We start from the raw sequence: 26,955 nt of genomic DNA, 5'->3' as shown, positions 1-26,955 counted from the left end.
GTTCGGACTCGCCTGGGTGACCCCCTAACGTGTAGCCCCACGCACCATCCGCCGGAGGCCACATGGATCCGATCCGTGTACCGCCCGAAATGTTCCGTTTCACCGACGGCAGCAGGTCCGGGCTCCCCCTGGCGATCCTTCATGCCTTCGGAGAGGCGAACGAGCGGCTCGAGACGGCGCTCGGCATCGACGACCTCCGCACGAGGCTGCGGGAGGTCGGCTGGCTCGAGACGCTGGACGACGACGACCTCGTCAAAGCACTGGATCAGCTCCGGACCCAGGGTCAGCTCGACACCGTCCAGAACCACGCCGGTGACTACCGGACGGCGTCCGAGTACGAGCGGCGCAACCTTCAGTACGCGCTCACCCGGCAGGGCGAAGCGGCGTACGCGGGACTCCTCCGCGCGAACGAAGTGCTCAACGCGACGGGCGCGCTCCAGACGGCGACGCTCGAAGCACTGGGCGAGCGGCTCGGCGAGCTCGTCCGGCAGCTGGAAGACGGCACCGACAGGCGCGTGTTCAGCACGCTCGCCGAGGTCGAGAGCCATCTTGAGACCTTCCGTGACACCACGAAGCGCTTCAACGGCGAGCTCCAGCGCCTCCTGCGCGCCGAGGCCGATCTCGCGACGTTCCACGAGGTCAAGGCGGCCACGGTCGCGTACCTGCAGGAGTTCCTGAACGACCTCGAACACCACACCCACACCATCGCCACCCGCATCAAGGAAATCGACGACCACGGCGTCGAGCGGATGCACCGGCGCGCGCTCAACGGCGCGTCCCTGCAGAACCCGGATCCGCGCTGGCTGGAGCTCCGCCAGGCTCGCTGGGACGGGCTTCGCGCGTGGTTCCTGCCCGAAGACGGGTCCTCGCCGCGGGTCGAGGACCTCCACCAGGTCGCGCGGCGGGCGATCATCACCCTCCTGCAGGTCCTGGACCGGATCACCGAGTCGCGGCGGCGCGCGAGCAGCGCGGTCGCCGATTTCCGTGAGCTGGCGCGGTGGTTCACCGTCGTCCCCGCCCAGGAGGACCTGCACCGCCTGTGGTCCACGATGTTCGGGCTCAGTTCCGCGCGGCACGCGCATCTGGCCCACGCGGACCCGGAAGTGGTCAGCACGACGGCGTCTTGGCTCGACGCGCCGCCGGTCGAGGTGTCGGAGCTGCTCCGGTCGGCGGGCCGCACCGAGCGGTTCACCAGGACCGGGAGGGTCCGCGACGTCAGCGCGATCCGGGCGGCACGGGTCCAGCAGGCGATCGCCGAACGCGCCGAGCTCGAAGCGGCGTGGAGCATGCTCGACACCGGCGGAGTCGTGCGGCTTTCCGCGTTCGAGAAGCTGGACCACACCGTTTTCGAGCGGCTGCTGGATCTGCTGGGCCAGGCGCTCGGCAGCAGCCCCGACGCGACCGGCGCCCGGCGGAGCACGACGTCCGACGGCCAGATCGAGATCATCCTGCGGCAGGCGCGGAACGGCGCGGTGGCGCGCCTGACCACCACGAGCGGCGTCTTCCGCGGCCCCGACTACGAAATCGAGATCAGCACGGCCGGAGGCAGTGCGTGAGCCTGACGAACCAACTGGTCATCGCGGAACGCGAGGAGGTCGCGCGCGGGATCCGGGCGCTGCTGGCCAAGCCGCTGATCGGCGAACGCGGCTCCCCCGAGATCTTCGACCTCATCCGGCGCCGCCGCGAGCCCATCCGGCAGTGGTTCGACTACTACTGCGGCTGGACGCTCACCGTCGAACCCCGGCTCGGGTACGCCCGGCTGGTCAAGGTCCGCGCGTCCGCCGACCCGACCCGCCCGGCGCGACGGCTGCGTTCCGGGCGCGCGGCCTTCGACCGGCGCCGCTACGTCCTGCTGTGCGTGGTGGCGGCCGAACTGCTCACGGTGCCGGTGACCACGATCGGCCTGCTCGCCGACCGCGTCGGCCGGGCGAGTGCCGCCGACGACCTCGTCACCACCTTCGACGTCGCCTCCCGGGCCGAGCGTCTCGCGTTCGTGGACGTCCTGAAACTGCTGGAGTCCTTCGGCGTCCTCGAAACGGCCGACGGCGACGCCGAGTCCTTTGTGGACGAAACGACGGCGAAAGTGCTGTTCCGGGTCGACGCGACCCTGCTGCTGCGGCTGCTCGCCGCCCCGGTCGGGCCGTCGCAGCTGGCGGTGCCCGCCGACGACGTCGCGCTGCGGTTCGAGGAACTGCTGGACGCGGTGTCCTACGAGCAGCGCTACGGCCTCTCGTCGGGACGCCACGAGGACACGCCGAACGCTTCCGACGTCCAGCGGAACCTGTGGCTCCGCCACGCGGTCTTCCGCCGTCTCGTCGACGATCCGGTGCTGTACTTCGCCGAACTGACCGCGGAGGAGCGTGCGTACCTCGGGTCGCCGACCGGGCGCCAGCTGCTCCGCCGCGCCGCGGAACAGGGCGGATTCGTCCTCGAAGAGCGCGCGGAGGGTGTGCTGCTCGTCGACGTCGACGGGCTGGCCACCGACGAGCGGTTCCCGGACGACGGCAGCAACGCCAAGGTCGCCGCGCTCCTGCTGCTCGACGCGCTGGACGAGCCGCGGACGACCGACTACCTGCGCAACGCCACCGCCAAGCTGCTGAAACGGTTCCCGCGCTGGGCCAAGACCTACCGGGGCAAGGACGGCGTGCGGCGGCTGACCGTGGACGCGCTCGCGGTGCTGACCGGCTTCGGGCTCGTCCGTACCGAAGCCGAACTCGTCCGGCCACTCCCGGCCGCCGCGAGGTACACCGGACGGAACGAGGAGGCGACGTGACCGTGACGAGGTGGATCCCGTCCCGCGCGGGCATCCTCAACATCTGGCGCTACTACGACGAGATCTTCGAGTTCCACGACGGGCGCCTGCTGCTGCGCGGCCCCAACGGGAGCGGGAAGTCCAAGGCGCTGGAACTGCTGCTGCCGTTCCTGTTCGACGCGAGCCTGCGCGCCAACCGGCTGTCGACCTTCGGCACCAGCGAGCGCAGCATGCACTGGAACCTGATGGGCGAGGGCGCTTCCGGCGCCACCCGCGTCGGGTACGTGTGGCTCGAATTCCGCAGGGGCGAGGACAAGTGGTTCACCTGCGGCGCGCGGCTGCAGGCGAGCACCCACACCAGCACGGTGCACGCCGACTTCTTCACCACCGGCCAGCGCGTCGGCGACGGGTTGCCGCTGGTCAACGAGGCAGGTCAGCCACTCACCAAGAACGCGCTGGAGGAGGCCCTCGGCGACCACGGGACCGTGCACGCCGGCGCGGCCGAATACCGCACCGAGATCCGCGCGAAGCTGTTCCCCACCTTGAGCGAGCAGCGGTACGACGCGCTGATCACCGCGCTCCTCCAGCTGCGGATGCCCAAACTCTCCCAGCGGCTCGACCCGAGCCTGCTGTCCAACCTGCTTTCCCGCGCGCTCCCGCCGTTGGGGCAGCAGGAGATCGCGGACCTCGCCGAGGGTTTCGAGCGGCTCGACGCGCAGCGCGAAAAGCTGGGCTCGCTGGAGACCGAGGTCGACGCGACCCGCGCGCTCGCCGCGCGGCAGAAGACCTACGCCCAGCGGGTCCTGCGCGCGGGCGCCGCGAACCTCATCGCCACGACGGCCGAACTCGACGGACTCGCCGCCGCCGCCCGCCGTTCGGCCGAGGAGTACGACGAGGTCGCCGCGAGCAAGGCGGCGGCCGAGGAGCGGGCGGCGAAGCTCGAAAAGGACGTCGAAGAGACCGAAGCCCGCGTCTCCGGGCTGACCGATTCCGAGTCGTACCAAAAGGGCCAGGAGCTCGACAAGCTGCGGCAGCGCGCGTTTTCCGCGCGGGACCAGGCGGGAACGCTCCGCGCGGACGCCGACCGGCTCCGTGCCGAAGCGGACGCCGACGAGGAGCGAGCGCGAGGAGCACGACAGGTCGCGAAGCGGCAGGCCGACCTCGTCCGCTCGCAGGAGGCCGAGGTCCGCGCCGCCGCGACCCGCGCGAACCTGGCCGGGGTGCACGACGAGCTCGTCGCCGGGCTGGACGACTCCGGCAAGCAGGGCGAACCGGTCCGGCTCCGTCCGCTGCTGCAAGCCGCCGTCCGCGGCAAACGCGACCAGGTCGAGACCGTGGGCCGGGCGATGGACAAACACGAACGCGCCGTCGGCCGCCGTCACCAGGCCGAGGCTGAGCTGGACCGGGCGAGGTCGGATTTCTCGGCCGCGCAGGAGAAACTGGACCTCACGACGGCGACCCGCGAACTCGCGCTGAGCGATCTGCGCACCCGGCTCGCCGAATGGGCGATCGGCTGCCGTGAGCTGCGCTTCCCCGACGTGGAAGCGCTCGTGCGGGAGGCCGAAGCGGAAGTCGCGCTGCTGGGCAGGATCAGCACGGTCGCCGAGACCGTGCTGGAGGACATCGTCCGGCACGAGGCGGCGACCGGTGCCGCGCTGGAGACCGCGCGTACCGAGCACGACGAACTGCTCGTCGAGGCGGGCGTGCTCGAATCGGAGGACGTCCTCACCCCCGAGTCGCCGCGCACCCGGACGGCGGACCGGACCGAGATGCGCGGCGCCCCGCTGTGGCGGCTGGTCGATTTCGCCGGCTCCGTCCCGGCGGACACGCACGCCGGGATCGAGGCCGCGCTCGAAGGCGCGGGGCTGCTGGACGCCTGGGTGAACTCCCACGGTGTCGTCGACGGCCACGACGTGCTCGCGGAAACCGGGACGCTGCCGGTGGCTCCCCGCTCGCTCGCCGACGTCTTCGTGCCGGAACCCGATGCCGGGGTCGCCCCGGCGAAAATCCGTCGGGTGCTGGAAGTGATCGCCTTCGACGACACGCTGCCCGCGGGTCCCGCCGCGATCGGCGCGGACGGCAGCTGGCGGATGGGCAGTCTCTCTGGCAGCTGGACGAAGGAAGCCCCGGCCTACATCGGTTCTTCGGCCCGCCTGCGCGCCAGGGAGCGCCGGATCGCCGGGCTGCGGGACGAGATTTCCGGCCGCGAGAAGATCATCGCCGAGCTGGAAGGCGAACTGGCCGCGCTGCGGGGCAGGCGCGAGCTGATCAAGATCGAGCGCGCCGCCCGCCCCGGTCACGAAGATCTCCTCGCCGCGACCGGAGAAGCGACCACGGCCGAGGCCGACCTGACCGCCGCCGACTCCGCCGTCCGGCACCGGGAAACGACCGTTTCCGCGCTGGAGATCGAGGCCAAGACCGCGCTGCACGAGCTGACCGGCCAGGCTTCCGACGGCGGGCTGCCGACCGAACGCGCACCGCTGACCGCGCTCGCCACGGCCCTGCGCACCTACTCCGACCAGGGCGAGAACTGGCTGTACGAGCACGGGAACCTGCTCGCGGCGACCCAGCGGGCCGAAACGTTCGCCGACCAGGCGGCCCGTTCGGAGGCGAACGCCGCCCGGCGCGAGGACGAGGCTTCCGAGGCGGAGGCCGAACGCACCAAGCTCACCGCGATGCTCGAAGCGATCGAGGGATCCGTCGGCACCGGCCAGCGCGAGGTGCTCGCCGAAATCGACGGCCTGCGCACGAAACTGCGCGGACTCGCCGACGAACTCCGCGCCGCGAACGCCGACGCCAAGGACCTGGCCGTGGCACTGGGCGCGCTCGGCGTCCGGCGCACGACCGACGCACAGGTTCGCGAGGACGCCGCCAAGAAGCAGGACGCCGCCGCGCACCGGTTCCGGAAACTCGCCACCGGGGTCTTCCCCGCGGACGGCGGGATCGAGGACCTGCCGAAGTTCCAGGCCACCCTGTCCGCCTCCGAAGGGGTGCGGGCGGCACTCGACACGGCCCGGCTGGTGGCCGCGGCGTGGCCGTCCGTACCGCACGCGCCGAGCAATCTCGGCGAGGCGCTGCACCGGCTTTCCGAGGCCGTGCACACCTGCCGGAACACGCTCAGCACGCGGGCGGAACTCGATCTGGAGACCGATGAAGACGTCCAGATCTTCACCGCCGTCGTCGACGGGCTGCGGGTCGGCGCGGCCGAACTGCTGAAAATCCTTTACGCGGAAGCGGAACAGAGCAGGCACGAGATCACCGGCCGCGAGCGCGACCTGTTCGACAAGACGCTGACCGGGGACACCCGGCGCCATCTCGCGGCCCGCATCCGGCAGGCCAACGACCTCGTCGACGGGATGAACGCGCGCCTGGAACGGGTGCGGACCGCGTCCAGGGTCGCCGTCCGGCTGGTCTGGCAGGTCTCCCCCGATCTGCCGCCGGGCACCAAGACCGCACGGGACCTGCTGCTGAAGGATCCGGATCAGCTGACCGCCGAAGATCGCGTTTCCCTGCACAGGTTCTTCCGCGAGCGCGTCGAACAGGCGAAGGCGGACGACACCGCGACCAGCTGGGAACAGCAGCTCGCGCAGGTCTTCGACTACACGTCCTGGCACCGGTTCGTGGTCAAGGTGGACCGCGCCAACGGGGCGGGCTGGCAGCTGCTGACCAAGAAGCTGCACGGCGCGCTTTCCGGTGGGGAGAAGGCGATCGCGCTGCACCTGCCGCTGTTCGCCGCCGTCGCCGCGCACTACCAGGCCGCGCCCGAAGCGCCGAGGGTGATCCTGCTCGACGAGGTGTTCGTCGGCGTCGACACCACCAACCGGGGGCAGGTGTTCGGCCTGCTGTCCGCGCTCGACCTCGACCTGATGCTGACGTCGGACCACGAGTGGTGCACCTACGCCGAACTCGGCGGTGTCGGGATCCACCAGCTCATCACCGGCGGCGACGGCGACGACGCGGTCACCACGGCGCGGTTCACCTGGAACGGTCACGACCTCCTGCCCGCCGAACCGCGTTAGCCTGAGCGGCCCCAAAGCCGGGCGCAGCGGGGCCCTTTCCGCGGTTTGTCCTTGTGCGGCGCGGAAGGGCTCGCTACGTTCCTGCCGATGGCGCCGACGGCAGTGCGGATCCAGGTGCTGGGTTCGCTGCGCGTGTGGCTCGACGGGGCGGAAGTCGACCTCGGCCCACCGGGCCGCCGCGCCGTCCTGGGGTTGCTCGTGCTCGCCGGCGGCGAAGCGATGTCCAAGCAGGACCTCGTGGACGCGCTCTGGGGCGAACGGCCGCCGCGCAGTGCGGTGAACGTCCTCCAGACGCACATGAAACATCTGCGGCGGCTGCTGGAACCCGGCCGTCCTTCCCGGTCCGGGAGCGAGATCCTGCCGCACGTCGGCGGCGGTTACGCGCTGCGCCGGGACTCCGTCGAGGTCGATCTGCCCCACGTCCGCGGGCTCGTCGCCGAGGCGAACGACGCCCAGCGCGCCGGTGAGACGGGCCGTGCCGCGGCCCTGTTCGGCGAGGCCCTGCGCTGGTGGCGGGGCAAACCGCTGGCCGATGTCCCCTTGCTCGCAGCGCATCCGAAGGTCATCGCCCTGGTCGCGGAACGCCGCGCGCTGCTCGCCAGGTACGGCGACGCCATGCTCGCCATCGGTGCCGCCGAGGAGGTGCTGACCGAACTGGTCGAAGCCGCCGCGGACCAGCCGTTGGACGAACCCGCCCAGGCCCGGTTGATCCGCGCGTACCACGGCGCCGGTCAGCGGGCGACGGCTTTCGGGCTCTACCAGGAGGTTCGCGAGCGGCTCGTCGAGGAGCTGGGTGTCGAGCCGGGACCCGAGCTCGTCGCGGCGCACGCCGCCCTGCTCGACGACGGGGAACCGCTCCCGGCCGAGAACCCGCGTCCCACCGCCCGCACCCCGCGGCAGCTGCCCGCCGAACCACCCGGGTTCACCGGCCGGGCGACCGAACTGTCCATTTTGGACGAACTGGTGCCGAGGGCGGGTGGTTTCGGCGGCGCGGTGGCGCTCGCGGCCATCACCGGCACCGCGGGCGCCGGGAAGACCGCGCTCGCCGTGCACTGGGCGCATCGCGTGAAGGATCGGTTCCCCGACGGGCAGTTCTACGCCAACCTGCGCGGTCATTCACCCGGCCCGCCCGCGACGGCGCTCGAAGTCCTCACCCGGTTCCTGGCCGCGCTGGAGATCCCCGCCGAACGCCTGCCCGCCGACACGGAGACCGCGTCCGCGCTGTACCGGACGCTGATGACCGACCGGAAAGCCTTGGTATTGCTGGACAACGTCGATCGCGTGGACCAGGTCCGGCCGCTGCTGCCCGCCGGTCCCGGCTGCCTGGTGCTGGTGACCGCCCGCGACCGGATGGCCGGTCTGGTCGCCCTCCACGGCGCCCGGCGGCTCACCCTCGGCATGCTCGATCCCGCCGAGGCGCTGGAGCTGCTGTCGCGGGTGCTCGGCGCCGAATGGATCCGGGCCGAACGCGAGGCCGCGGCCGAGGTGGCCGAGTCGTGCGCGTATCTGCCACTGGCCCTGCGGATCGCCGCGGCCAACCTCGCTGACACCCCTGGGAACGGCATCCAGGACTACGCCGTCGAGTTGCGCAAAGGCAATCTGCTCGCCGCGCTCACGGTGCCGGGTGACGAGCAGATCGCCGTCCGGACCGCCTTCGACCTCTCCTACCGGGCCTTGCCCGCGGAGACGAGCAGGGTGTTCCGGCTGCTGAGCCTGGTGCCGGGCAACGACATCGGCGTCGAGGCGGTGGAGGTCCTCGCCGGTGCGGAACGGGCGGGCCCGATGCTGGACGCGCTCGCGGCCGCGCATCTGGTCGAGCAGCACGCGCCGGATCGCTACCACTTCCACGACCTGCTCCGGCACTATGCCGCCGATCGCCTGGAGTCGCGGGAATCCCCGGCCGAGATCGGCTCCGCCCGCGCCCGGTTGCACGAGTGGTACCTGCGTGCCGTCGACAACGCGGCGAAACTGGTGTACCCGCACATGTTCCGCCTTCCGCTGTCCGTGCCCGACGGCCCGATCCCCGCCGCCGCGAAGGAGAACGCGGCGGAATGGCTGGAGAGCGAATTGGGCAACCTCGTCGCCGTCGCCGAGGACGCGGCGCGGATCGGGCCGCTTCCGGTGGCCTGGCTGCTGGCCGACGCCCTGCGCGGCCACTTCTGGATGTCGTTGCGCCAGGTGGAATGGCGGGCGGCCGCCGGGGCCGCGTCGTCCGCCGCCGAGGAGGACGGCGATCCCCGCGCCCGCGCGTCCGCCCGGTTCAGCCTGGCCGACCTGAGTTTCCGCCAGGGGCGGTACCGGGAGGCCGTCCGGCATTACGCAGGCGCGCTCGTGCTCGCCAGGCGGGCGGGCTGGGTGGAGGCGCAGGCCGCGGTGCTGGGCAACCTCGGTTGCGCGTACTGGCAGGCTGGACGGCTTCCGGCCGCCGCGGTGCGGTTCTCGCGGGGGCTGGAGCTCAGCAGGCGGGCGGGCAGACCGGCGGGGGAAGCCGTGGCGCTGGGAAATCTGGGGCTCGTCCACTGGGAGATGGGCGACCTGCCCGGGGCGGCCGGGCACTACGCCCAGGCCTTGCGCCGGTATCGCCGGATCGGTTCGCGCTACGGGGAAGCGATCAACCTGAGCAATCTCGGGCAGGTGCAGCACGCCCGCGGCAAGGCGGGCGAGGCGGCCGGGCTGCTCTCCGAGGCCCTCGCGCTGCACCGCGAGGCCGGGAACCGCGCCGGGGAGGCGGAAACGCTCGGCAGGCTCGCGTCGGCGTACTGCGATCTCGGCCGTCCCGCCGACGCGCTCGCCCACGCGCGCGACGGGCTGCGGCTGGCGCACGAGACCGGCGAACCGCGAGGCGAAGGCGAAGCGCTCGTCGCGCTCGCGAGCGTGCATCATCGCGTCGGGCACCGGCGGGACGCCGTCCGCCGCTATCGACAGGCGTTGGCCCTGCTGCGGGAAACCGGCGACCGGTACCCCGAGGTCGACGCGCTCATCGGGCTCGCCGTCGCCACCGGTGACCTCGGCCAGGCCCGCCAGGCGCTCACCCTCGCCGAGCGGGCCGGCTACCGCGCGCTGCGACGACGGGCTTCCGCCGCCGTCGAAGCGATCCTCCGCGCCTGAATCACGCCGCGGCGATGGCGCTTTGGCTGTCGTATCCGCCCGACGGGTCGAAGGTGACGATGACCCACGGGTTGACGCCGTTTTCCTTGCCTTTGCCGTCCTGGCAGGAGAACTCGCTCATGTCGAACGCCCTCCAGACCGGGCCGTCCGGTGTCTTGCCCAGCGATTCCTCGATCCGGCCGACCCAGCGGCAGGCCGGACTGTGCACCCGCGCCGCCACCGACGGCTCGGCCCAGACGATCGTCCCGCCGTCCGCGCACCAGGAAAGGTCGAACGTGTAGGTCCACCTCCCGGGATCCTCGAGCACGACCGGCTTGATGATCTTGACGCCGGAAGCGCATTGCCTGGCCGCGTCCGCCTCGCCGGTGGCGACGAACGTGAGCCCGGTGCACAGCACCACCGAACCGGCGAGCATCTTCTTGAGCGTCATCACTCCCCCTGAATCCGTTGTCCCCCCACTGTTCCCTCGGTTTCCGGTCCTCGCAATCCGCCGGACGCCGGGTCCAATCGACGTCCAATGGCCGTCCAGTGCCGCCGAATAGCTTGGGGCGCACTGTTTCGGTTGAGGGGAGTACGGATGAGGGCACGACTCAAGAAAGCTCTGATCGCGGCGGCCACTACGGTGACCGTCGCGGCGTCGCTGGTCGCCGGCACCGCGGGCGCGAGTTCGGCGCAAACGGCCGGGCTACCGGTGTTCGCGATCTCGTCGGACGGCAAACTGATGGCCTACTTCGACACCGCCACGCCGAACGTGCTCGGCTGGGTCCGGCTCGTGCAGGGACTCACCTGCGGAGAGACCTACCTGATCGGGATCGACTTCCGGGTACAGGACGGCGTGCTGTACGGAGTGGGGAACAAGGGCTGCATCTACACGATCTCGACCCCGCCGAAGACACCCGACGTCGTTCTCACGAAGGTGTCGCAACTGAGTGTTCCGCTGTACGGCAGGGACTTCGGCGTCGACTTCAACCCGGCCGCCGACCGGCTCCGGGTGATCAGCGACAACGGCCAGAACCTGCGGCACAACCTCGCGGGCCACGTCACGGTCGAAGACACCGCCCTGACCACACCGCCCATCTCGGGGAGAACCTCCGGAGTCACGGCCGCCGCCTACACGAACAATGACCTCAACCCCGACACCGCCACCACGTTGTTCGACATCGGCACGGCCACCGACCAGGTGCTCATCCAGGCACCGGCCAACAACGGGCTCCTCAGCCCCACCGGGGCGCTCGGCGTCAACGCCGGCCCGATCGCGGGCTTCGACATCTTCAGCGAGCTGACCAACGGCAAAACGACCTCGGTGAGCGCGTTCGCCGTTCTCAACCCGGCCGCCGCGTCGTCGCCGTCGACGTTCTACACCGTCAACCTGCTGACCGGAGCGGCGACCGAGGTCGGCGACTTCCCGCTGCCGATCGGTGACATCGCGGTCGCTCTCGACACTTACTGAACGAGCGGCGCTGTTTCCGGAATTCGGCGATGATCCGCTTTCTCGGCAGCCGGGGTTCGGCTGCCGAGAAAGTTCTGTTGCCGGAAATCGGCGACGCTTCACCGTGGCCGCATGATCCGGGCGGCCGTGGGTGGTCGACCTGGGAATTTCGTTTTCCACCAACACTTCTGTCGGTTTACTGGACGACGCCCAAGCGGCGTCGGTCGGCGCGGTGGGCCTGCTGGCGGACCGGGTCGGTGCGGTGGAAGCGGCGATCGAGCGGGCTTCGGAACGGATGGTCGTGCGGGACGTGATGTAGGGGCTTGTGCGTTCTCGGCAGTCGGATTTCGGCTGCCGGGAACGCATTGCCGGAATTCGGCAACACCTCGCAATGGCCGCATGGCCTGGTGGGCATGGGTGGTTCACTGAGGCCTTGTTGCCAAGAATCGGCAACACCTCGCAATGGCCGCATGATCCGGGTGGCCGTGGCCGTCGGTGCCGTGGTCGGTGTTGGTCTTTGGTTTGGTCAGTTCGCCGAGCCTTCATTGCCGGAAATCGACGACGCCTCACCGTGGCCGCATGATCGGAAACTGTCGGTGGTCGGTCGTATGTTGATCAGGTGGACACACGCAAAGCCACCCCTGTGGCACTTCTCGAAAGACTCACTGACCCGGAGCTGTTGGAGCCGGTCAACGCTGCCGTCGATTCCTTGGACGACAACGATTCCGTCGCTGTCGCCCAGGCCGCGTCGGCGGGGATCGCGCGGTTGGAGGCGGTCCGGTTCCGGGCATTGGCGCAGCTGAACCGGCATCGCGACGGTGCCCGCAGTGTCATCCAGGAGGTCGCGTTCGTGTTGTCTCTTGTGGACAATCATGCGGGTGCGATGGTCGCTGCGGCCGAGGCGTTGACCACCCGCCTGCCCCGGACGCTGGGGTTGATGGACCAAGGAAAGGTGGATGGTTTCGGGGCGATGAAAGTCGCCGCCGCCACCGCGTGGCTATCCGACGAGAACGCCCTCGCAGCCGACGCCCTGCTGGAGGATCGGTTACCGGACAAGAACTCCGAGCAGATCCGGAAAGCGGCGAGCCACGCGGCGATCACGGTGGACCGCGAAGGCGCGGGCAGGCGTGCCGAGCGGCATCGTGAGGGCCGCCGGTTGGCGGTGCGCCAGGGTGAGACGGGGGTGGCGTCGATCGAGGTCGAGGACGGCCCCGTCGAGAAGGTGACCGCCGCCTACACCCGGATCGACCGGGAAGCGAGGGCGTTGAAGACCGGCGACGAGACCCGCACCCTCGACCAGCTCCGTGCCGATGTCGCCCTCGACCTCCTGCTCGGCGGTCAGGGCGGCAAAAGTGAACGGGCGGAAGTGTTTCTCTATATGGATTTGTTCACCTATCTCGGGGCGAATGATGATCCGGCGGAGCTGGCCGGACACGGACATCTCCCGGCCGCGCTGGCCCGCGAGATCGCGACCGGGACGGACACCGTCCTGCGCAGGATCATCACCGACCCGTTGTCCGGGCAAGTGCTCGACCTCGGCCGCGACCGATACCGGCCGTCGGCGGGCCAGGGCGAGTTCGTCCGGGTCCGCGACCGTGAATGCCGAAGACCCGGCTGCCACCGCCCCGCCCAAGCCTGCGATCTCGACCACTCGGTGCCATGGGAGTTCGGCGGCCACACCAACGCCTCCGACCTCATCGACCTCTGCCGCCGCGATCACCGGCTGAAAGACGAACCCGGCTGGACCTACCGGCTTGCGTCCAACGGCACCCTCACCATCACCACCCCCACCGGGCAAAGCCACGACAGCACCCCACCACCACTGCACCAACCCCGCCCGACAACCGAAGAACCACCACCGTTCTGAACCCCCGTCGCCGAAAAACGGCCACCGCTCGCGTTCTCAGCACGGCCGATTGTGCGGTCGCGAGCCTCCCCACCGATAGAACTGTCACCCGCTGCGTCGCCGGAAAACGGCGAAGCCAGGGCCACCCAAGAGTCCACCCACGGTCTGAGCCGAACAACAGACCTCAAGCCGATCCGAGCCCGCACCGCCCCAGGCAGGCTTCCCACCATGGAAACCGACTACGTCTTCCCCGGCCGCCGCGTCACCGCGATCTCGATGGTCCTCGGCCCAGCTCTACTGCTCACCGGAACACTGCTGCGGTCACGCTTCAACTTCTTCTTCCCAGACCAGCTCAGGGCGATGGCCGACCATCCGGCGCTGATGACCGCCGCCTACACGTGTTTCCTGGCGGGCAACGTCCTGCTGTGGCCCGCGATCCTCGCGCTCGCCACGAAGATCGGCCGGACCAAGCCCGCACTGGCCGCCTGGGGCGGGTTGTTCGTCCTAATAGGACTCTTCGAACGGACCTTCCACGCCGGGGTCGACCAGGCCGCGCTGGGGCTCGCCGAGCGGCGCGGCGCCGGTTTAGCCGAAAGCGTGGTCAGTGAGTCGTACCAGGATCTGCATCTGTTCAGTTTCCTGTCGTTCACCATCATGTTCGGCTGGTACGTACTCGCTTTCGCCGCCTATCGCGCGAAAGCGCTCGGTGTCGTCCAGTCGATCGGGCTGGCGACGATGGGACTTCTGCCGCTCGGCGTGCTGAAGGGTACCGAAATCGCGTCGATCATCGGCACCGCCGGGCTTTGTGTCGCGTTGGTCCCGGCCGGTATCGGCGTATTACTGGAAAGTCCCAAACCGAGCCGGAAGACGGTTTTGCTCACGGCGATCACCGTCCCGGTTCTGGGCGCGCTCGCTTTTGTGAGCACCTTGGGCTGAGGGTTTACCTCAGGCCAGTCGCACGGGCGCTTTTCCCGCCCTGTCACCGGATTCGTGGTCACGCCCCGCCGGGAGGCAGCTCATCAGCAGTACGACACCGACAGCGCCGAGAAGCATGTGCCCGGCGAGGATGCACAGCCCACAGAATCCGATCCACAATGAGATCTTCATTCTCAGATGGTAGGGCCGTTCCCGAGACCGGAGCCCGGACTTGGGAAAGACTTAAGGTCTCCTTTGGGCAAAGGGTCTGTTCGGCGTACGCGCGTAATACACCACCAGTGACACCGTCGCGGCCAGGAAGACCACCTGCATCAGGCTCCTCGGCACCAGTTCGTCCATCACCGACGTCACCGGCCCGTTCAACGCCTTGTGGACGTTCGCCGGGAACATCCCCAGCAGCAGGAGAGTCAGTCCGGCGGCGGCCCATGGCGCCGTGCGCGACCACAGCACCCCCGCGGCTCCCGCCAATTCGAGGACACCGGTGACGGTGACCAGCAGCCCCGGCGCGGGCAACGCGGGCGGCACCATCGCGATGAGCTCCTCGCGCATGCCGATGAAGTGCGCGAGTCCGGTCGTGACGAACAGTGCCGCGACGCCGCCGCGCACGGCCACCGGCCAGGGCTTCAGCCGCTGGACGCCGACGGCTCCCAGCAGGAACAACGTCGCCGTGACGGCGACCAGCATCAGTACGGGTACCAGACCGGGATCCATGAGCATGCCCTCCGAGCAGCGAAACTTTCCACTGACAAGATGCGCCGTTGCGGGCCATCTTGTCAATGGCTAGATTCGTCGTCATGAGTCCGTACCACCACGGCGACCTCCGGCGGGCCGTGCTCGACGCCGCCGTCGCGGCCATCACCGAACACGGCCCGGCCGGGATCAGTCTCCGCGACCTCGCCCGGCGCGCGGGGGTTTCGCACGCCGGGCCGGTGCACCACTTCGGCGACAAGGCCGGGGTGCTCACCGCACTGGCCGCCGAAGGATTCGGGCTGCTCGCGGACGCACTCGCGGCCGAAAGCGAGCGCGGCTTCGTCGAGGTCGGGGTGGCTTACGTGCGCTTCGCGATCGAGCATCGCGCGCATTTCGAGGTGATGTTCCGCCCCGAGCTCCATCGCGAGGACGATCCTGCGCTGGCCGCCGCTCGTGACCGCGCGGGTGGTTTGCTGACCAGCGGCGCGTCGGCGGTCAGCGACGACGCGATGGCGGGAGTCGCCGCGTGGTCGCTGATGCACGGCTTCGCGAACCTGTGGCTCACCGGCGCGCTGCGGGCCGAGCACCTCGAGGATCCGGACACCGCCGCCCGCGCGATCGCCCGGATCCTGTTCCCCTGATCAGGCTTGCGACGTGGGCACGATGGTGACCTGCTGGAGGTTCACCCGCGCCGGGAGCGAGGTCAGGAACGCCACGGTCTCGGCGATGTCGTCCGCCTTCAGCCAGGTCAGCGTGTCGCGCATGCCGTCGAGCCACTCCAGCGCGCCGGCGTCGGTGACGTGCCCCTGCAGTTCGGTCTCGACCAGGCCGGGCTCGATCGCCGCGACCCGCACGCTCTTCGGGCCGAGGTCGGCACGGAGGTTCCTCGACAGGTGCGTCACGTACGCCTTCGAAGCGGCGTAGACGGCGAAGGACGGGAAGACGCCCTGCGCGCCGATGGACGACGTGTTCACCAGATCGGCGACGCCCTTTTCGGCCGCCGAAGCGACCAGGTGCGGGACGAACGCGCCGATCGCGTTCATCAGGCCCGTCATGTTGACGTCGATCATGCGCTGCCAGTCGCCGGTCGCGAGTTCGTCGATCGGCGCGGCCAGCATCACGCCGGCGTTGTTGAACAGCAGGTCCGCGCGCCCCAGTTTCGCTTCGACCTCGGCCGCTGCGGCCCGCATCGCCTCGGCGTCGGCGACGTCGGCCGCGAGGACGAGCGCGGTGCCGCCGTCCTGGTCGATCTCCTTGGCGAGCGTTTCCAGCCGGTCCGTGCGGCGGGCGACGAGCGCGACCGCCGCGCCGGAGGCGGCGAGCCGCCGTGCGGTCGCCTCGCCGATCCCGCTGGACGCGCCGGTGACGACGGCGACCCTGTTCGCGTGCCGTGCATGGATGTTCGTCATCTTGTCTCTCCTCTGTGGACTCTTTCTGAGACCAGGTAACCGGCCCACGAGGAGAGATGGCACGGTCTGTTCAGCCTGGGTCCGGCAGTACCAGTCAGGCTTCGAGCGCACCGAGGACGAGCACGGCGTGCTTGCGCCAGACGTCGTCGCCCTGTCCGGCGGTCAGTTCGACGATCCGGCCGAGCGCGAGGATCTGCAGGCCGATGTCCGCGGAAGTGATGCCGTCCCGCAGCCGCCTCTGACGGCGCGCGCGTTCGACCAGGCCGTCGAGACTCTCGGCGAGGTGCGCGCGACAGGCGTCGAGAGCGCCTTCGGTGACGGTGAGCCCGTCGAGGAACGCCCGATGCCGGGCCATCATCGCCAGCGTCCGTTCGACGACGAGGCTGATCCCCTCCCAGGCGTCTTCGGCCGCTTTCGCGCTCTCGGAGACGGCCTCCCATTCGGCGACGTCGTCCTCCAGGACCGCCCTGACCAGGTCGTCCTTGGCGGGAAAGTGCCGGTACAGGGTGGCGACGCCGACGTCGGCCCGGCGCGCGATCTCCCGGACGTCGGTGGCGAGACCACGTTCGGCGAAGCACTCGCGCGCGGCCTCGAGCAGCTGTGCCCGGTTTCGCGCAGCGTCCCAGCGTTGACGCCGCGAAGTGGTCATGACGGGATCCTACCTGTTCCGGAACCTATGTTTCGGATACGGTGATGTTCCGGAACACGTGTTCCGGAACTGGAGGAGACCATGTCCACGATCGTGATCACCGGGGGAACCGACGGCCTCGGCCGCGCGCTGGCCGCCGACAGGTTGCGCGAAGGCCACACGGTCGTCGTGGTCGGCCGCAGCGAGGCGAAATTCCGCGAACTGCCGGGCGACGCGCATTTCATCCGGGCCGACCTGCGGGAGGTGTCGGAGAACTTCCGCGCCACCCGGGAGATCGCCGAACGCTTCCCCGTCGTCGACACGCTGGTGCTGGGCGCCGCGTACGTGCACCGAGACCGGCAGTTGACCAGCGAAGGCTTCGAGCACACCTTCGCGCTGTACTACCTGAGCCGCCACATCTTCGCGTCGGAACTCCAAGAGGTGCTCGGCGCCGCCGAGGCGCCGCTGATCCTCGACACCACCGTCCCCGGCGCGCCGAAGGACGCCATCCGGTGGGACGATTTCCAGCTTTCCCGGGGATTCACCTGGAAGGCGGCGAATCAGCAGAGCCGCCGGATGGGCCTGTTGTCCGCGTCCCGGCTCGCCTCCGAGAAGGTGCGGTACGTGCTCTACAACCCGGGATTCGTCCGCACGAGTCACCAGGGCGCACTCGGCAGGACATCGCGGGCGATGGTCGGCGTCCTCGCGAAACTTCTGGGCACACCGCCCGGGAAAGCGATCCTGCCGATGCTCGACCTCATCCGGAACCGGCCTGAAGCACCCTTGAGCGCGTATCAGCGCGGCAAACGACTCCCCCTCGACGAGGTCGACCATGACGAGACCGAGCGTCTTCACGCCGAGACACGACGGCTCCTGCGAGGGGCCGCTGGCGCCGACCAGGGTTGACCTGCGCCGATGTGCGCGGCGAGAAGAAACGAGGAAAGATCGCCGCGACTGTCGAATCGGCGGGGCGCCCTTCGTATAGGGAGTGACAACCGCTCGATTGAGGAGGACGCCATGACCCAGTACCTGATCAGCCTGTACCACCCCGACGGCCCCGTCCCGCCGCCGGAGGTCCTCGAACCGGTGATGCGCAAGATCCAGGCGCTCAACGAGGAGATGAAGACCGCGGGCGTCTGGGTGTTCGCGGCCGGGCTGCACCCGCCGACCACGGCCACCGTGCTCAAGGCCAAGGAAAACGGCGAGATCGCGATGACGGATGGTCCTTACGTCGAGGGTAAGGAGCACCTCGGAGGCTTCACCATCGTCGAGGTGCCGGATCTGGACGCCGCACTCGAATGGGGCACCCGGGTCGCCGAGATCACCTATCTCCCGGTCGAGGTCCGGCCGTTCCAGGGTGTGGAAGACCCTTCGTGCGTTCCCTGACCACCGAAGACATCGGCCGTGTCTTCACCGAAGAGTACGGCCGTGCGGTATCCGTGCTGGTCCGCGTCTTCGGCAGCATCGACATAGCCGAAGACGCGGTCCAGGACGCTTTCGCCGAGGCGGTGGACCGCTGGCCGTCCAGCGGCCCACCGCCCAGCCCGGCGGGCTGGATCATCACGACCGCCCGGAACAAGGCCGTCGACCGGTTGCGCCGGGAAGCCGCGCGCGACGACAAGTACGCCCAGGCCGCGCTGCTCAACGCCGACAACGAACCAGCGGAGGAGGGCCCGGTGCGCGACGACCGCCTACGGCTGATCTTCACCTGCTGCCACCCGGCGCTGGCCCTCACCACGCAGATCGCGCTGACCCTGAAACTGCTGGGCGGGTTGACCACCGGCGAGATCGCGCACGCGTTCTTCGTCCCCGAGACGACGATGGCGCAACGGCTGGTCCGGGCGAAGGGCAAGATCCGCGACGCGAAGATCCCGTACCGCGTCCCCGGTGACGCCGACCTGCCGGACCGGCTGCGGTCGGTGCTCGCCGTGATCTACCTCGTGTTCAACGAGGGCTACACGGCCACTTCGGGCGAACGGCTGGTGCGGGACGACCTGTGCGCCGAGGCGATCCTGCTCGGCAGGCTGCTGACCGGGCTCATGCCCGACGAACCGGAGGCCACCGGGCTGCTGGCGCTGATGCTGCTCACCGAGTCCCGCCGCGCCGCCCGCACCGGCGCGGACGGCGACGTCGTCCTGCTGCCGGATCAGGACCGGTCGCGGTGGGACCGGGAGCTGATCGCCGAAGGGCAGGCGCTGGTCCGGGCCTGCCTGCGGCGGAACCAGCCCGGCCCGTACCAGCTCCAGGCGGCGATCAACGCCGTCCACAGCGACGCCGCCGACGCGGGGAGCACGGACTGGTCGCAGATCGTCCGGCTGTACGACCTGCTGCTGGCGGCGAACCCGACGCCGATCGTCGCGCTCAACCGGGCGGTCGCGGTGGCCGAGGTGGACGGCCCCGAAGCGGCGCTCGACGCGATCGACGGCCTCGAACTGGAGGATTACCACCTCTACCACGCCATCCGCGCCGATCTGCTGCACCGCGTCGGCCGCGGGGCGGAATCGGCGCGGGAGTACGACGCGGCGATCCGGCGAGCGGGCAACAGTGCCGAACGGCGGCTGCTGGAACGGAAACTGGCCGCGGTCAGTCGCTGATCAGGCGCGCCGGGCCGGGCCCCTTCGCGGCGAGGACGTCGGCGGGGTTGACCAGCACGCACTGCTCGAAGGACAGGCAGCCACAGCCGATGCATTCGCTGAACCGGTCGCGCATGCACTCCAGCCGCTCGATGCGCTGGTCGAGTTCGGCGCTCCAGCATTGGGACGCGCGCTGCCAGAACTCGTGGTCCGGCGCGGCGCCTTCCGGCAGGAAATCGAGCACGCCGCCGATCACCTCCAGCGGGATGCCCAGATGGTGCGACGCGCGGACGAACGCGACCAAGCGGAGGGTGGCGCGGGGGTAACGGCGCTGGTTTCCGCTGGTACGCCTGCTGCTGATGAGGCCCTGACGCTCGTAGAACCGCAGAGCGGAGGTGGCGACACCACTGCGCCGCGACAACTCTCCGATGGTGAGTTCGGGCGGCGGTTCGGACATGGGCACCATCCTAGCTTGACTTGAACCCTTGTTTAAGTTTCATGCTGGAGGCATGACGAAACAGGGGATCTCCGAAATGACCATCCACAAAGGACAGTGGCCGACGCCGGACGGGGAACTGGTGGCCGTGGCGCGGGAATGGCCGAGTGCCGAAGCCGCGCGAGCGGCGTTCGAGGCGCGCTCTGGAGAGGGCCTCGTTTCCTTCACCGCGTACGAGGGCATCGACCACGACGGCGCGTTCACCTACGAGCAGTGGACCAGCGAAGACGCGATCCGGAACCTGGACGGCGCGCCCGTGTACCGCCTCTATCGGGGGAACCGGGGCGAAGGGGCGCCCGGGTGCCTGGTGGTCGTCTCGGTCGAGTTCGAGGGCCCCGACGAACAACGGCAACGGGACTGGATCGACCTGGTCTTCACCGCGCTGGACTCGGAACCCGTGCGCCCGGAAGGCGGGATCTCGGGGTTCTTCCACGTGAGCACCGACGGGACCCGCGTGCTGAACTACGCCGAGTGGACCAGCCCCGAGGCGCACCTCGCCGCTCTCGCCGCGCCGGGCTCCGACGGCGTCGGCACGACCGGCGTGTGGAAGAAGGTGCAGACCTACCCCGGCATGACGGCGGGCGGTTCGGTCAAGCGCTACCGCCCGATCCTCTCGGCGGTGGCGGCATGAAGCCGATCCTGGTCGCCGGGGCGACGGGCAACGTCGGCGCGCAGGTGGTCGCCCAGTTGCGGGCGCGGGACGTCCCGGTCCGGCCGCTGAGCCGGAACCCGCCGCCGGACGGCGTCCGTGGTGACCTGGCGAAACCCGAAACGATCGCACCGGCGCTGGACGGCGTCGACACGGTGTTCCTGATGCTCGCCGGATCCGCCGAGGCGCTGGTACCGACCGTGTCGCTGCTCGGCGAACGGGTGAAGCGCGTGGTGTTCCTTTCCTCCCGTGCCGTCGACGATTCCCTTGCGGAACAGGACAATCCCATCGGCACCTGGCACCGGACCGTCGAAGAGGCGATCGAAGCCGCGGGCGTGGACTGGACTTTCCTGCGGCCGCACGGGTTCGCGGCCAACACCCTCGGCTGGGCACCGTCGATCCGCGCGGACGGCGTCGTCCGCGGCGCTTACGGCGAGGCGTCGCTGCCGCTGATCCACGAGAAGGACATAGCCGCGGTGGCCGTCGAGGCGCTGACCGGCGACGGGCACGCGGGCGCGAAGTACTCCCTCACGGGCACGCGGCCGATCACGCAGATCGAGCAGGTGCGGATCATCGGCGAGGCCGCGGGCCGCCCGGCACGCTGGGAGGAGATCCCGCTGGCAGAGGCGCGCGCCACCATGCTCGCCAAGATGCCGGACTTCATCGTCGACACGATCCTGACCGGGTTCCGGGCACTGGTGACGGAACCGAGCGAGATCACCTCGACCGTCCAGGACGTCACCGGCAGGCCGGCGCTGGACTTCGAGGTCTGGGCGGCCGACCACGCCGCCGATTTCCAGTAGCATCGGCTACGTGTCGACACCGGTTCATGCCGCGGCGGTCCACTAGCCGCCGTTCCTGATCTTGTCCCCCGACGTGCGACGCCCGTGGGGTCTCTTCGCCACGGGCGAAATCCAGGAACGGAAACCATGAACCCGCCGTCCATAAAGGATGGTGGTCGGCGCTGGCTGACCACCGTCGGCTCGAAACCACCTCGAACCGTCGTCGACGTCGACGACGGGATCACCGCCGACGAGGCGTTCCGGCTCGCCGAATCCGGCACCGGTCTCGTCTGGCACGGCGACTACCCGAACGCGCGGAACCTCCTGGCCGCGATGTCCCGCCGCTGCGCGCCGGCGGCCGGCAAACCCTTCCAGGACCAGCGGAACCAGCAGGCCCGCCGAGCACGGCTTCTCGGCAGGCTGCTGGTTCCGCTGGATCCCGGGCATGTTCTCCCGCTGCGTCGCGGCCCGGACGTCCGCACCGCCTGCGCCGAGGTGTACGGGCCTTCGGAAACCGCGTCACTGGTGTCCCTGCGGGAACTGCTCGGCGTCGTCGGCGCGCACGAATGGCGCGTGAAGGGCGTCGAGATCCCGGCACTCGGCGCGAAGATCCATCCGCACCACGGGGTCTTCTCACCCGTCCGCGGTGAGTACGTCGACCTGGTCGCGAGAACTCCTTTGCCCGCCAAGAACCTGGCGTTCGACATCGGCACCGGGACCGGCGTGCTCGCCGCGGTCCTCGCCCGTCGCGGAGTCGAGCGCGTGGTGGCGACCGACAACGAGCCGCGCGCGCTCGCCTGCGCGCGGGAGAACTTCGGACGCCTTGGTTTCAGCGGACTCGAAACCCTCGAGACGGACGTCTTCCCGCCGGGCCGCGCGCCACTGGTCGTCTGCAACCCGCCCTGGCTCCCCGCCCGGGCGCACACCCCGCTCGAACGCGCCGTCTACGACCCGGGAAGCCGGATGCTGCACGCCTTCCTCGATCGGCTGCCCCGCCATCTCGAACCCGGCGGGGAGGCCTGGCTGATCCTTTCCGACCTCGCCGAACTGCTGGGCCTGCGCACGCGCGCACGGCTTCTCGAAGCGTTCGAACGTTCCGGGCTCGAAATCCGGGGCCGGGAGGACACCAGGCCGAGGCATCCACGGGCCTCCGACCCGCGCGATCCGCTGCACGCCGCCCGCGCGAAGGAGGTGACCTCGCTGTGGCGGCTCACAACCCGAGCAGCACCCGCGCCTGACTGATGAACGCGCGGGCGGCGGGGCTGACCGGCCCCTCCGTCCGCCAGGCGAGCGCCAGTTTCGCGCGCAGCCCGGCGGGCCGCGTGATCTCCATGGCGTGCAGTTCCGTGTAGTGCGTCGCCAGCGACATCGGCACCACCGCGACGCCGAGCCCGCGGCCGACCAGTTCGGCGACGACGTTCGGGTCGCCTGCTTCAAGCGTCACCCGCGGCTGCGCGCTGTCGGCGAGGAAGGCCGCGTCGACGATCGCGCGCATGCCGGTGCCCTTCGGCAGGCTCACCAGCGAACGGCTTTCCAGCTCCGAAAGCGTGATCGTGGCGTGCGCGGTGAGCGGATCGTCCGGACCGGAGATCGCGACGAGCGGCTCGTCGAGGACGACCTCGAAACCGATCCCGGGCGGCGGTTCGCCGGAGACCCCGATGAGCGCGATGTCGAACCGGCCGTCGGCGACCCCCGCGAGCAGGACGTCGGAGGTCGCCTCGGCAAGCGTGATGTCCACGGCGGGATGACGCTCGTGGAACCGCGCGAGCAGATCCGGCAGGTTGACCGGACCGCGCGAGGAGACCATGCCCATCGCGACCTGGCCGCGGACCAGCCCGGTCAGGTCGTCGACCGCCTGCCGCACCCCGGCGACGGCGGCGAGCGCGGCCCGCGCGTGCGGCAGCGCGGCGGCACCGACCTCGGTCAGCCGCACCGCGCGGGCCGAGCGGTCGAGAAGCGGTTGCCCGAGCTCGCGTTCGAGACGGCGGATCTGGGCGCTGACGCCGGGCTGCGCGACGTGCAGCCGCTCGGCGGCGCGCGTGAAGTTGGCCTCCTCGGCCACCGCGACGAAGTATTCGAGCTGACGCAGTTCCATAACCGATGATTCTAGTTCCCAGACAAACCAGATCTTGGACTTCTGATCGGATCGAGACCACCCTGGTCTCATGACCACAATGCTCCGCCCCGGCGATGCCGATTACGACTCCGAACTCGCCGGCTTCCAGACCGCCGTGTCCCGTCGTCCCGACGTCATCGTGGCCGCCGCTTCCGCCGCGGACGTCGTCGAAGCCGTCCGCTACGCCGGTGAGCACGATCTCCCGGTCGCCGTCCATTCCACCGGCCACGGCGTGGGCGTCCCCTTCGAGGGCGGCGTCCTCGTCACCACCCAGCGCATGACCGGGATCCGGATCGACGCGGGCATCGCCCGGGTCGACGCGGGGGTGCGCTGGGGCGCGGTCATCGAAGCGGCCGCCGAGCACGGGCTTGCGCCGCTGAGCGGCTCCTTCCCCGGCGTCGGCGTCGTCGGCTACACGCTCGGCGGCGGGTTCAGCCTGCTCGGCCGCAAGTACGGGCTCGCCGCCGACCAGGTGTCCGCGATCGAGGTCGTGACCGCCGACGGCGAACTCCGTCGCGCCACCCCGGACACCGAGAAGGACCTGTTCTGGGCGCTGCGCGGCGGCCGCGACAACTTCGGGATCGTCACCGCGCTCGAGTTCCGGCTCGTCCCGGTCACCCGGTTGTACGGCGGCAGCCTGCAGTTCGGCACCGCGTCACTCGCCTCGGTGCTCCACGCCTGGCGCGACTGGGCGGTGAAGATGCCGCGCGAGATGACGTCGTCGCTGGCCATGGTCCCGATGCCGGACCTGCCGATGGTGCCCGAGCCGCTGCGCGGGCAGCATGTCGCGCAGATCCGGATCGCCTATCTCGGCGATGCCGCCGAGGGTGAGCGCCTGGTCGCCCCGCTGCGCGCCGCCGCCGAGACGCTCGGTGACACGCTCGCCGAGATCCCGTTCACCGAATCGGGCAAGATCGCGAACGAGCCGCCGATCCCGCACGGCTACCGCGCCGACAACGCCACCGTGTCCGAGCTCAACGACACGATGCTCGACGCGATCCTGGAGCACGCCGGCCCGGACGCCCCGGTGCCGACCGTCGTCCTGCTGGACCTGCTCGGCGGTGCGCTGTCCGACGCGCCCGAGCATCCCGGCGTCGGCTGGGACCGTGAAGCCCGCTTCACCGTCCGGGCACTGTCCGTAGTGGACCACGTCACGATCCCCGAGATCCGGGCCGCCCACAGGAAGCTGTTCGACGCGCTGAAGCCCTGGTCGACCGGCAAACTCCTGACCTTCGTCTACGGCGAGAGCGGCGCGGACGAGGAGGCGTCCAAGGTGTACTCGCCGGCGGACCTGCGGCGTCTCGCCGGGATCAAGGCGGCCGTCGACCCGGCGAACCGCTTCCGGCTGACGCACAACGTCGAACCCGCGCGTGACGCTGGGTGATCTCCGGAATCCGCTGGTGGAGGGCCCCGATCCGGGGCGTGGGCACAGTGGGCGGCCCCCGTATACTTCCGGGCCGATACCGCCATTAGGGGGCACTGTGCGCACTTTGGACCATGACGAGTTCCTCGCCATGCGCCGGTTCCCCGCGCTCGACGGGCTGCGCGCGATCGCGGCCACCATCGTGATCCTCTTCCACTTCGCGGGGCCGAAGTGGAGCTGGTTGTCCGGCTGGGTCGGTGTCTACATCTTCTTCGTGCTGTCCGGTTTCCTGATCACGACGCTGCTGCTGCGTGAGCAGGACCGGACCGGCCGGATCTCGCTTTCGGCGTTCTACCTGCGCCGCGTGTTCCGGATCCTGCCGCCGTACCTGGTGATCCTCGGCGGGATCGTCGTGTTCGTGTGGCTGCGCGGCGAGTTCTTCGCCCGCGAGTTCCCGCACGCGCTGAAGTACTACCTGACGTTCTTCAACGAGTTCCTGCCCGGCAGCAAGCCGAACGGCGCGGACAACTTCTTCAGCGGCTCGTGGACGCTGGGCATCGAGGAGAAGTTCTACCTGGTCTGGCCGTTCCTGCTGGTGGTCGCGGGTGCCGTCGGGCTCGCCGCGGCCTGGCGCAAGCTCGCGCTGGCGTTCGCCGCGTTCGCGCTGATGGCCGGGCTGGTGGGGGTCACCAGCGGGTGGGTGCTCAACGGGCCGCAGGTGCCGATCTACCGGTCGACGGTGCACTACGCGATCCTGCTGATCGGCTGCGTGCTGGCGATCGCGATGCACTACCGCCGGTCCTACGCGGTGATCAAACCGCTGACCCACCCGCTCGCGGCGATCCCGGTGTTCGGCGCGTTCGCCGTACTGCACGTCAACATGGAAAGCCTGTGGTGGGAAACCGGCAGCAACCTCGGCCTGCTGATCGCCTACGGCCTGCTCTCGGCGATGCTGCTGGTCGTGCTGGTCTCGCCGGGGCCGCTGCGCTGGCTGCTGGCGACGAAGGTGATGCGCTTCGTCGGTGAGCGCTCGTACTCGCTCTACCTGCTGCAGGGCCCGGTGCACTTCGCCGTGGTGGCGGCGATCCCGCCGCTGGGCGAGCACCGGATGATCAGCGCGCTGACCGTGTTCGCGGTCGGGCTGGGGATCGCGGACCTGATCCACCGCTGGGTGGAGCAGCCGATGATCACCACCGGCAAGAAGCTGATCGCGCGCCGCCAGGAGCGCAAGGCGCTGCGAGCGGCCGAAGCCGAACTCCAGCGACCGAACGCCGTCGAGGCTCCCAGCGGCGCACGCTGATCCCCTCAAGGATCGCAACCAGAGGACTAATTGCGTAGTCAGCGGGAAATCGTGACGATCGGGATCACCCGATCGGTCTTCTTCTCGTAGTCGGCGAAGCCCGGCATGAGACTGACCATCTTCGCGTAGAGACGGTCGCGCTCGGCGCGGTCTTCGAGGACGACCGTCGCGGTCGCCGCGAACTTCTCCGTGCCGACCTCGATGGTGACCTTCGGGTTCGCCACGACGTTGTGGTACCAGGCCGGGTTCTTGTCCGCACCGGCGGCCGACGCGGCGATGACGTACTTGCCGTCTTCCTCCGCGTACGCGAGCGGCGAGGTGCGCGGCTCGCCGCTCTTCGCCCCGATGGTGGTGAGAAGAAGCAGGGAGCCGCCCTCGAACGGGCCGCCCACCTTCCCGTCGTTCTCGCGGAATTCCTTGATGACGTTCTGGTTCCAGTCGAGCATTTCGGACATCTATCCTCCTGTGTGGATCTCCGTCGCCGAGGCTACTCAGTCTTCGTGGGCTTTGCGGCGCTGCGCTTCGGCCCGCTCCCGGCACTTGCGGAGGAATTCTTCGTCGTCCTCGGCACTCGTCGCGGCGAAACGGCCCGGCCGGTCGTACTCCGGGAACGCCGGGCTCTCGCGTTCGTAACGGCCGCGCGGGGCCCGGGCGGCGTGCTGCGGGCGACCGGCGACGAGCCAGACGATCGAGCCGATCAGCGGGATGATCAGCACCAGCAGCAACCACATCCCCTTGGGCATGTTGCGGCACGATCCCTCGTCCGTGGTGATCACGTCGACGATGCAGAAGATCCACAGACCGAGCGTGAGAACGCCGAAGAAACCATTGAAATACAGCATCGAAAATCTCCCCAGTT

General features: G+C 69.9%; 26 protein-coding genes. 17 read left to right on the top strand and 9 right to left on the bottom strand.

Going from position 1 to position 26,955, the window contains the following annotated elements:
* Nucleotides 1-62: 62 nt before the first annotated feature.
* From ACZ5IK_RS02795 to ACZ5IK_RS02780, 4 genes are all read left to right on the top strand, one after another.
* A complete protein-coding gene (locus ACZ5IK_RS02795) occupies nt 63-1,556 on the top strand; it encodes a TIGR02677 family protein (protein ID WP_465486272.1) in 1,494 nt (497 codons plus the stop codon).
* Complete coding sequence (locus tag ACZ5IK_RS02790) at nt 1,553-2,773, top strand: TIGR02678 family protein (protein ID WP_465486271.1); 1,221 nt, start codon at nt 1,553-1,555, stop codon at nt 2,771-2,773. The genes ACZ5IK_RS02795 and ACZ5IK_RS02790 overlap by 4 nt, the downstream gene beginning before the upstream one ends.
* Nucleotides 2,770-6,771 carry a TIGR02680 family protein gene (locus tag ACZ5IK_RS02785; protein ID WP_465486270.1) on the top strand — a complete coding sequence of 1,334 codons (4,002 nt, stop codon included), beginning with the start codon at nt 2,770-2,772 and terminating at the stop codon, nt 6,769-6,771. Before ACZ5IK_RS02790 ends, ACZ5IK_RS02785 begins: the two co-directional genes overlap by 4 nt.
* 87 nt (nt 6,772-6,858) lie before the next feature.
* Nucleotides 6,859-9,879 (top strand): AfsR/SARP family transcriptional regulator, encoded by a 3,021-nt coding sequence (locus ACZ5IK_RS02780; RefSeq protein ID WP_465486269.1) that lies wholly within the window; start codon nt 6,859-6,861, stop codon nt 9,877-9,879.
* Between the two features lies 1 nt (nt 9,880).
* On the opposite strand, the gene ACZ5IK_RS02775 is transcribed toward ACZ5IK_RS02780, so the two are convergent.
* Nucleotides 9,881-10,309, bottom strand: coding sequence for a hypothetical protein (locus tag ACZ5IK_RS02775; protein WP_465486268.1), 429 nt, complete (start codon nt 10,307-10,309; stop codon nt 9,881-9,883).
* A gap of 147 nt (nt 10,310-10,456) precedes the next feature.
* Between ACZ5IK_RS02775 and ACZ5IK_RS02770 the strand changes: the two genes are divergently transcribed.
* From ACZ5IK_RS02770 to ACZ5IK_RS02755, 4 genes are all read left to right on the top strand, one after another.
* A complete protein-coding gene (locus tag ACZ5IK_RS02770; RefSeq protein WP_465486267.1) occupies nt 10,457-11,329 on the top strand; it encodes a DUF4394 domain-containing protein in 873 nt (290 codons plus the stop codon).
* Nucleotides 11,330-11,459: 130 nt separating this feature from the next.
* Nucleotides 11,460-11,627, top strand: a complete 168-nt coding sequence (locus tag ACZ5IK_RS02765; protein ID WP_465486266.1) for a hypothetical protein — start codon at nt 11,460-11,462, stop codon at nt 11,625-11,627.
* A gap of 324 nt (nt 11,628-11,951) precedes the next feature.
* Nucleotides 11,952-13,175, top strand: coding sequence for an HNH endonuclease signature motif containing protein (locus ACZ5IK_RS02760; RefSeq protein ID WP_465486689.1), 1,224 nt, complete (start codon nt 11,952-11,954; stop codon nt 13,173-13,175).
* A 207-nt stretch (nt 13,176-13,382) separates the two neighbouring features.
* Nucleotides 13,383-14,090, top strand: a complete 708-nt coding sequence (locus ACZ5IK_RS02755) for a hypothetical protein (RefSeq protein WP_465486265.1) — start codon at nt 13,383-13,385, stop codon at nt 14,088-14,090.
* A gap of 9 nt (nt 14,091-14,099) precedes the next feature.
* Here ACZ5IK_RS02755 and ACZ5IK_RS02750 read toward each other — a convergent pair whose 3' ends face one another.
* On the bottom strand, nt 14,100-14,261 hold the full coding sequence (locus tag ACZ5IK_RS02750; RefSeq protein ID WP_465486264.1) for a hypothetical protein: 162 nt from the start codon (nt 14,259-14,261) through the stop codon (nt 14,100-14,102).
* Nucleotides 14,262-14,312: 51 nt separating this feature from the next.
* Nucleotides 14,313-14,807 carry a DoxX family protein gene (locus tag ACZ5IK_RS02745; RefSeq protein WP_465486263.1) on the bottom strand — a complete coding sequence of 165 codons (495 nt, stop codon included), beginning with the start codon at nt 14,805-14,807 and terminating at the stop codon, nt 14,313-14,315.
* 77 nt (nt 14,808-14,884) lie between these two features.
* Here ACZ5IK_RS02745 and ACZ5IK_RS02740 point away from each other — a divergent pair, with 77 nt between their 5' ends.
* Entirely contained in the window at nt 14,885-15,421 is a 537-nt protein-coding gene (locus ACZ5IK_RS02740) for a TetR/AcrR family transcriptional regulator (RefSeq protein ID WP_465486262.1), read from the top strand.
* Here the strand turns inward: ACZ5IK_RS02740 and ACZ5IK_RS02735 are convergent, their stop codons facing one another.
* Both ACZ5IK_RS02735 and ACZ5IK_RS02730 read right to left on the bottom strand, forming a co-directional pair.
* Nucleotides 15,422-16,189, bottom strand: a complete 768-nt coding sequence (locus ACZ5IK_RS02735) for an SDR family oxidoreductase (RefSeq protein WP_465486261.1) — start codon at nt 16,187-16,189, stop codon at nt 15,422-15,424. It abuts the gene before it with no gap.
* A 94-nt stretch (nt 16,190-16,283) separates the two neighbouring features.
* Nucleotides 16,284-16,838: a TetR/AcrR family transcriptional regulator gene (locus tag ACZ5IK_RS02730; protein WP_465486260.1), complete on the bottom strand. Its 555-nt coding sequence runs from the start codon at nt 16,836-16,838 to the stop codon at nt 16,284-16,286.
* 81 nt (nt 16,839-16,919) lie between these two features.
* On the opposite strand from ACZ5IK_RS02730, the gene ACZ5IK_RS02725 reads away from it, so the two are divergent.
* The 3 genes from ACZ5IK_RS02725 to ACZ5IK_RS02715 all read left to right on the top strand — a co-directional run bounded on the left by ACZ5IK_RS02725 (nt 16,920) and on the right by ACZ5IK_RS02715 (nt 19,411).
* Entirely contained in the window at nt 16,920-17,723 is an 804-nt protein-coding gene (locus ACZ5IK_RS02725) for an SDR family NAD(P)-dependent oxidoreductase (protein WP_465486259.1), read from the top strand.
* Between the two features lie 111 nt (nt 17,724-17,834).
* Nucleotides 17,835-18,203, top strand: coding sequence for a YciI family protein (locus ACZ5IK_RS02720; RefSeq protein ID WP_410600294.1), 369 nt, complete (start codon nt 17,835-17,837; stop codon nt 18,201-18,203).
* Nucleotides 18,191-19,411, top strand: a complete 1,221-nt coding sequence (locus ACZ5IK_RS02715; protein ID WP_465486258.1) for an RNA polymerase sigma factor — start codon at nt 18,191-18,193, stop codon at nt 19,409-19,411. Before ACZ5IK_RS02720 ends, ACZ5IK_RS02715 begins: the two co-directional genes overlap by 13 nt.
* On the opposite strand, the gene soxR is transcribed toward ACZ5IK_RS02715, so the two are convergent.
* On the bottom strand, nt 19,401-19,847 hold the full coding sequence (gene soxR / locus ACZ5IK_RS02710) for a redox-sensitive transcriptional activator SoxR (protein ID WP_465486257.1): 447 nt from the start codon (nt 19,845-19,847) through the stop codon (nt 19,401-19,403). The genes ACZ5IK_RS02715 and soxR overlap by 11 nt on opposite strands.
* 52 nt (nt 19,848-19,899) lie before the next feature.
* On the opposite strand from soxR, the gene ACZ5IK_RS02705 reads away from it, so the two are divergent.
* The 3 genes from ACZ5IK_RS02705 (at nt 19,900) to ACZ5IK_RS02695 (ending at nt 22,559) form a co-directional block, all read left to right on the top strand.
* Nucleotides 19,900-20,517 (top strand): hypothetical protein, encoded by a 618-nt coding sequence (locus ACZ5IK_RS02705; protein WP_465486256.1) that lies wholly within the window; start codon nt 19,900-19,902, stop codon nt 20,515-20,517.
* Complete coding sequence (locus ACZ5IK_RS02700; protein WP_465486255.1) at nt 20,514-21,338, top strand: NAD(P)H-binding protein; 825 nt, start codon at nt 20,514-20,516, stop codon at nt 21,336-21,338. Before ACZ5IK_RS02705 ends, ACZ5IK_RS02700 begins: the two co-directional genes overlap by 4 nt.
* A 126-nt stretch (nt 21,339-21,464) precedes the next feature.
* Entirely contained in the window at nt 21,465-22,559 is a 1,095-nt protein-coding gene (locus tag ACZ5IK_RS02695) for a methyltransferase (RefSeq protein WP_465486254.1), read from the top strand.
* Here the strand turns inward: ACZ5IK_RS02695 and ACZ5IK_RS02690 are convergent.
* The gene (locus ACZ5IK_RS02690) at nt 22,528-23,412 is read right to left on the bottom strand and encodes a LysR family transcriptional regulator (RefSeq protein WP_465486253.1); all 885 of its coding nucleotides are present in this window, start codon (nt 23,410-23,412) and stop codon (nt 22,528-22,530) included. The genes ACZ5IK_RS02695 and ACZ5IK_RS02690 overlap by 32 nt on opposite strands.
* A gap of 70 nt (nt 23,413-23,482) precedes the next feature.
* Here ACZ5IK_RS02690 and ACZ5IK_RS02685 point away from each other — a divergent pair, with 70 nt between their 5' ends.
* Both ACZ5IK_RS02685 and ACZ5IK_RS02680 read left to right on the top strand, forming a co-directional pair.
* Entirely contained in the window at nt 23,483-24,817 is a 1,335-nt protein-coding gene (locus tag ACZ5IK_RS02685; RefSeq protein ID WP_465486252.1) for an FAD-binding oxidoreductase, read from the top strand.
* A gap of 97 nt (nt 24,818-24,914) precedes the next feature.
* Entirely contained in the window at nt 24,915-26,096 is a 1,182-nt protein-coding gene (locus ACZ5IK_RS02680; protein WP_410600286.1) for an acyltransferase family protein, read from the top strand.
* A gap of 38 nt (nt 26,097-26,134) precedes the next feature.
* On the opposite strand, the gene ACZ5IK_RS02675 is transcribed toward ACZ5IK_RS02680, so the two are convergent.
* Nucleotides 26,135-26,551 (bottom strand): nitroreductase family deazaflavin-dependent oxidoreductase, encoded by a 417-nt coding sequence (locus ACZ5IK_RS02675; protein WP_465486251.1) that lies wholly within the window; start codon nt 26,549-26,551, stop codon nt 26,135-26,137.
* Nucleotides 26,552-26,587: 36 nt separating this feature from the next.
* On the bottom strand, nt 26,588-26,938 hold the full coding sequence (locus tag ACZ5IK_RS02670) for a PLDc N-terminal domain-containing protein (RefSeq protein WP_465486250.1): 351 nt from the start codon (nt 26,936-26,938) through the stop codon (nt 26,588-26,590).
* Nucleotides 26,939-26,955 lie beyond the last annotated feature (17 nt).

The sequence above is a fragment of the Amycolatopsis sp. NPDC031561 genome (genome assembly GCF_055580625.1).
The sequence above is the reverse complement of the archived record's forward strand: the minus strand, read 5'-3'. Positions and strand labels throughout refer to the sequence as shown.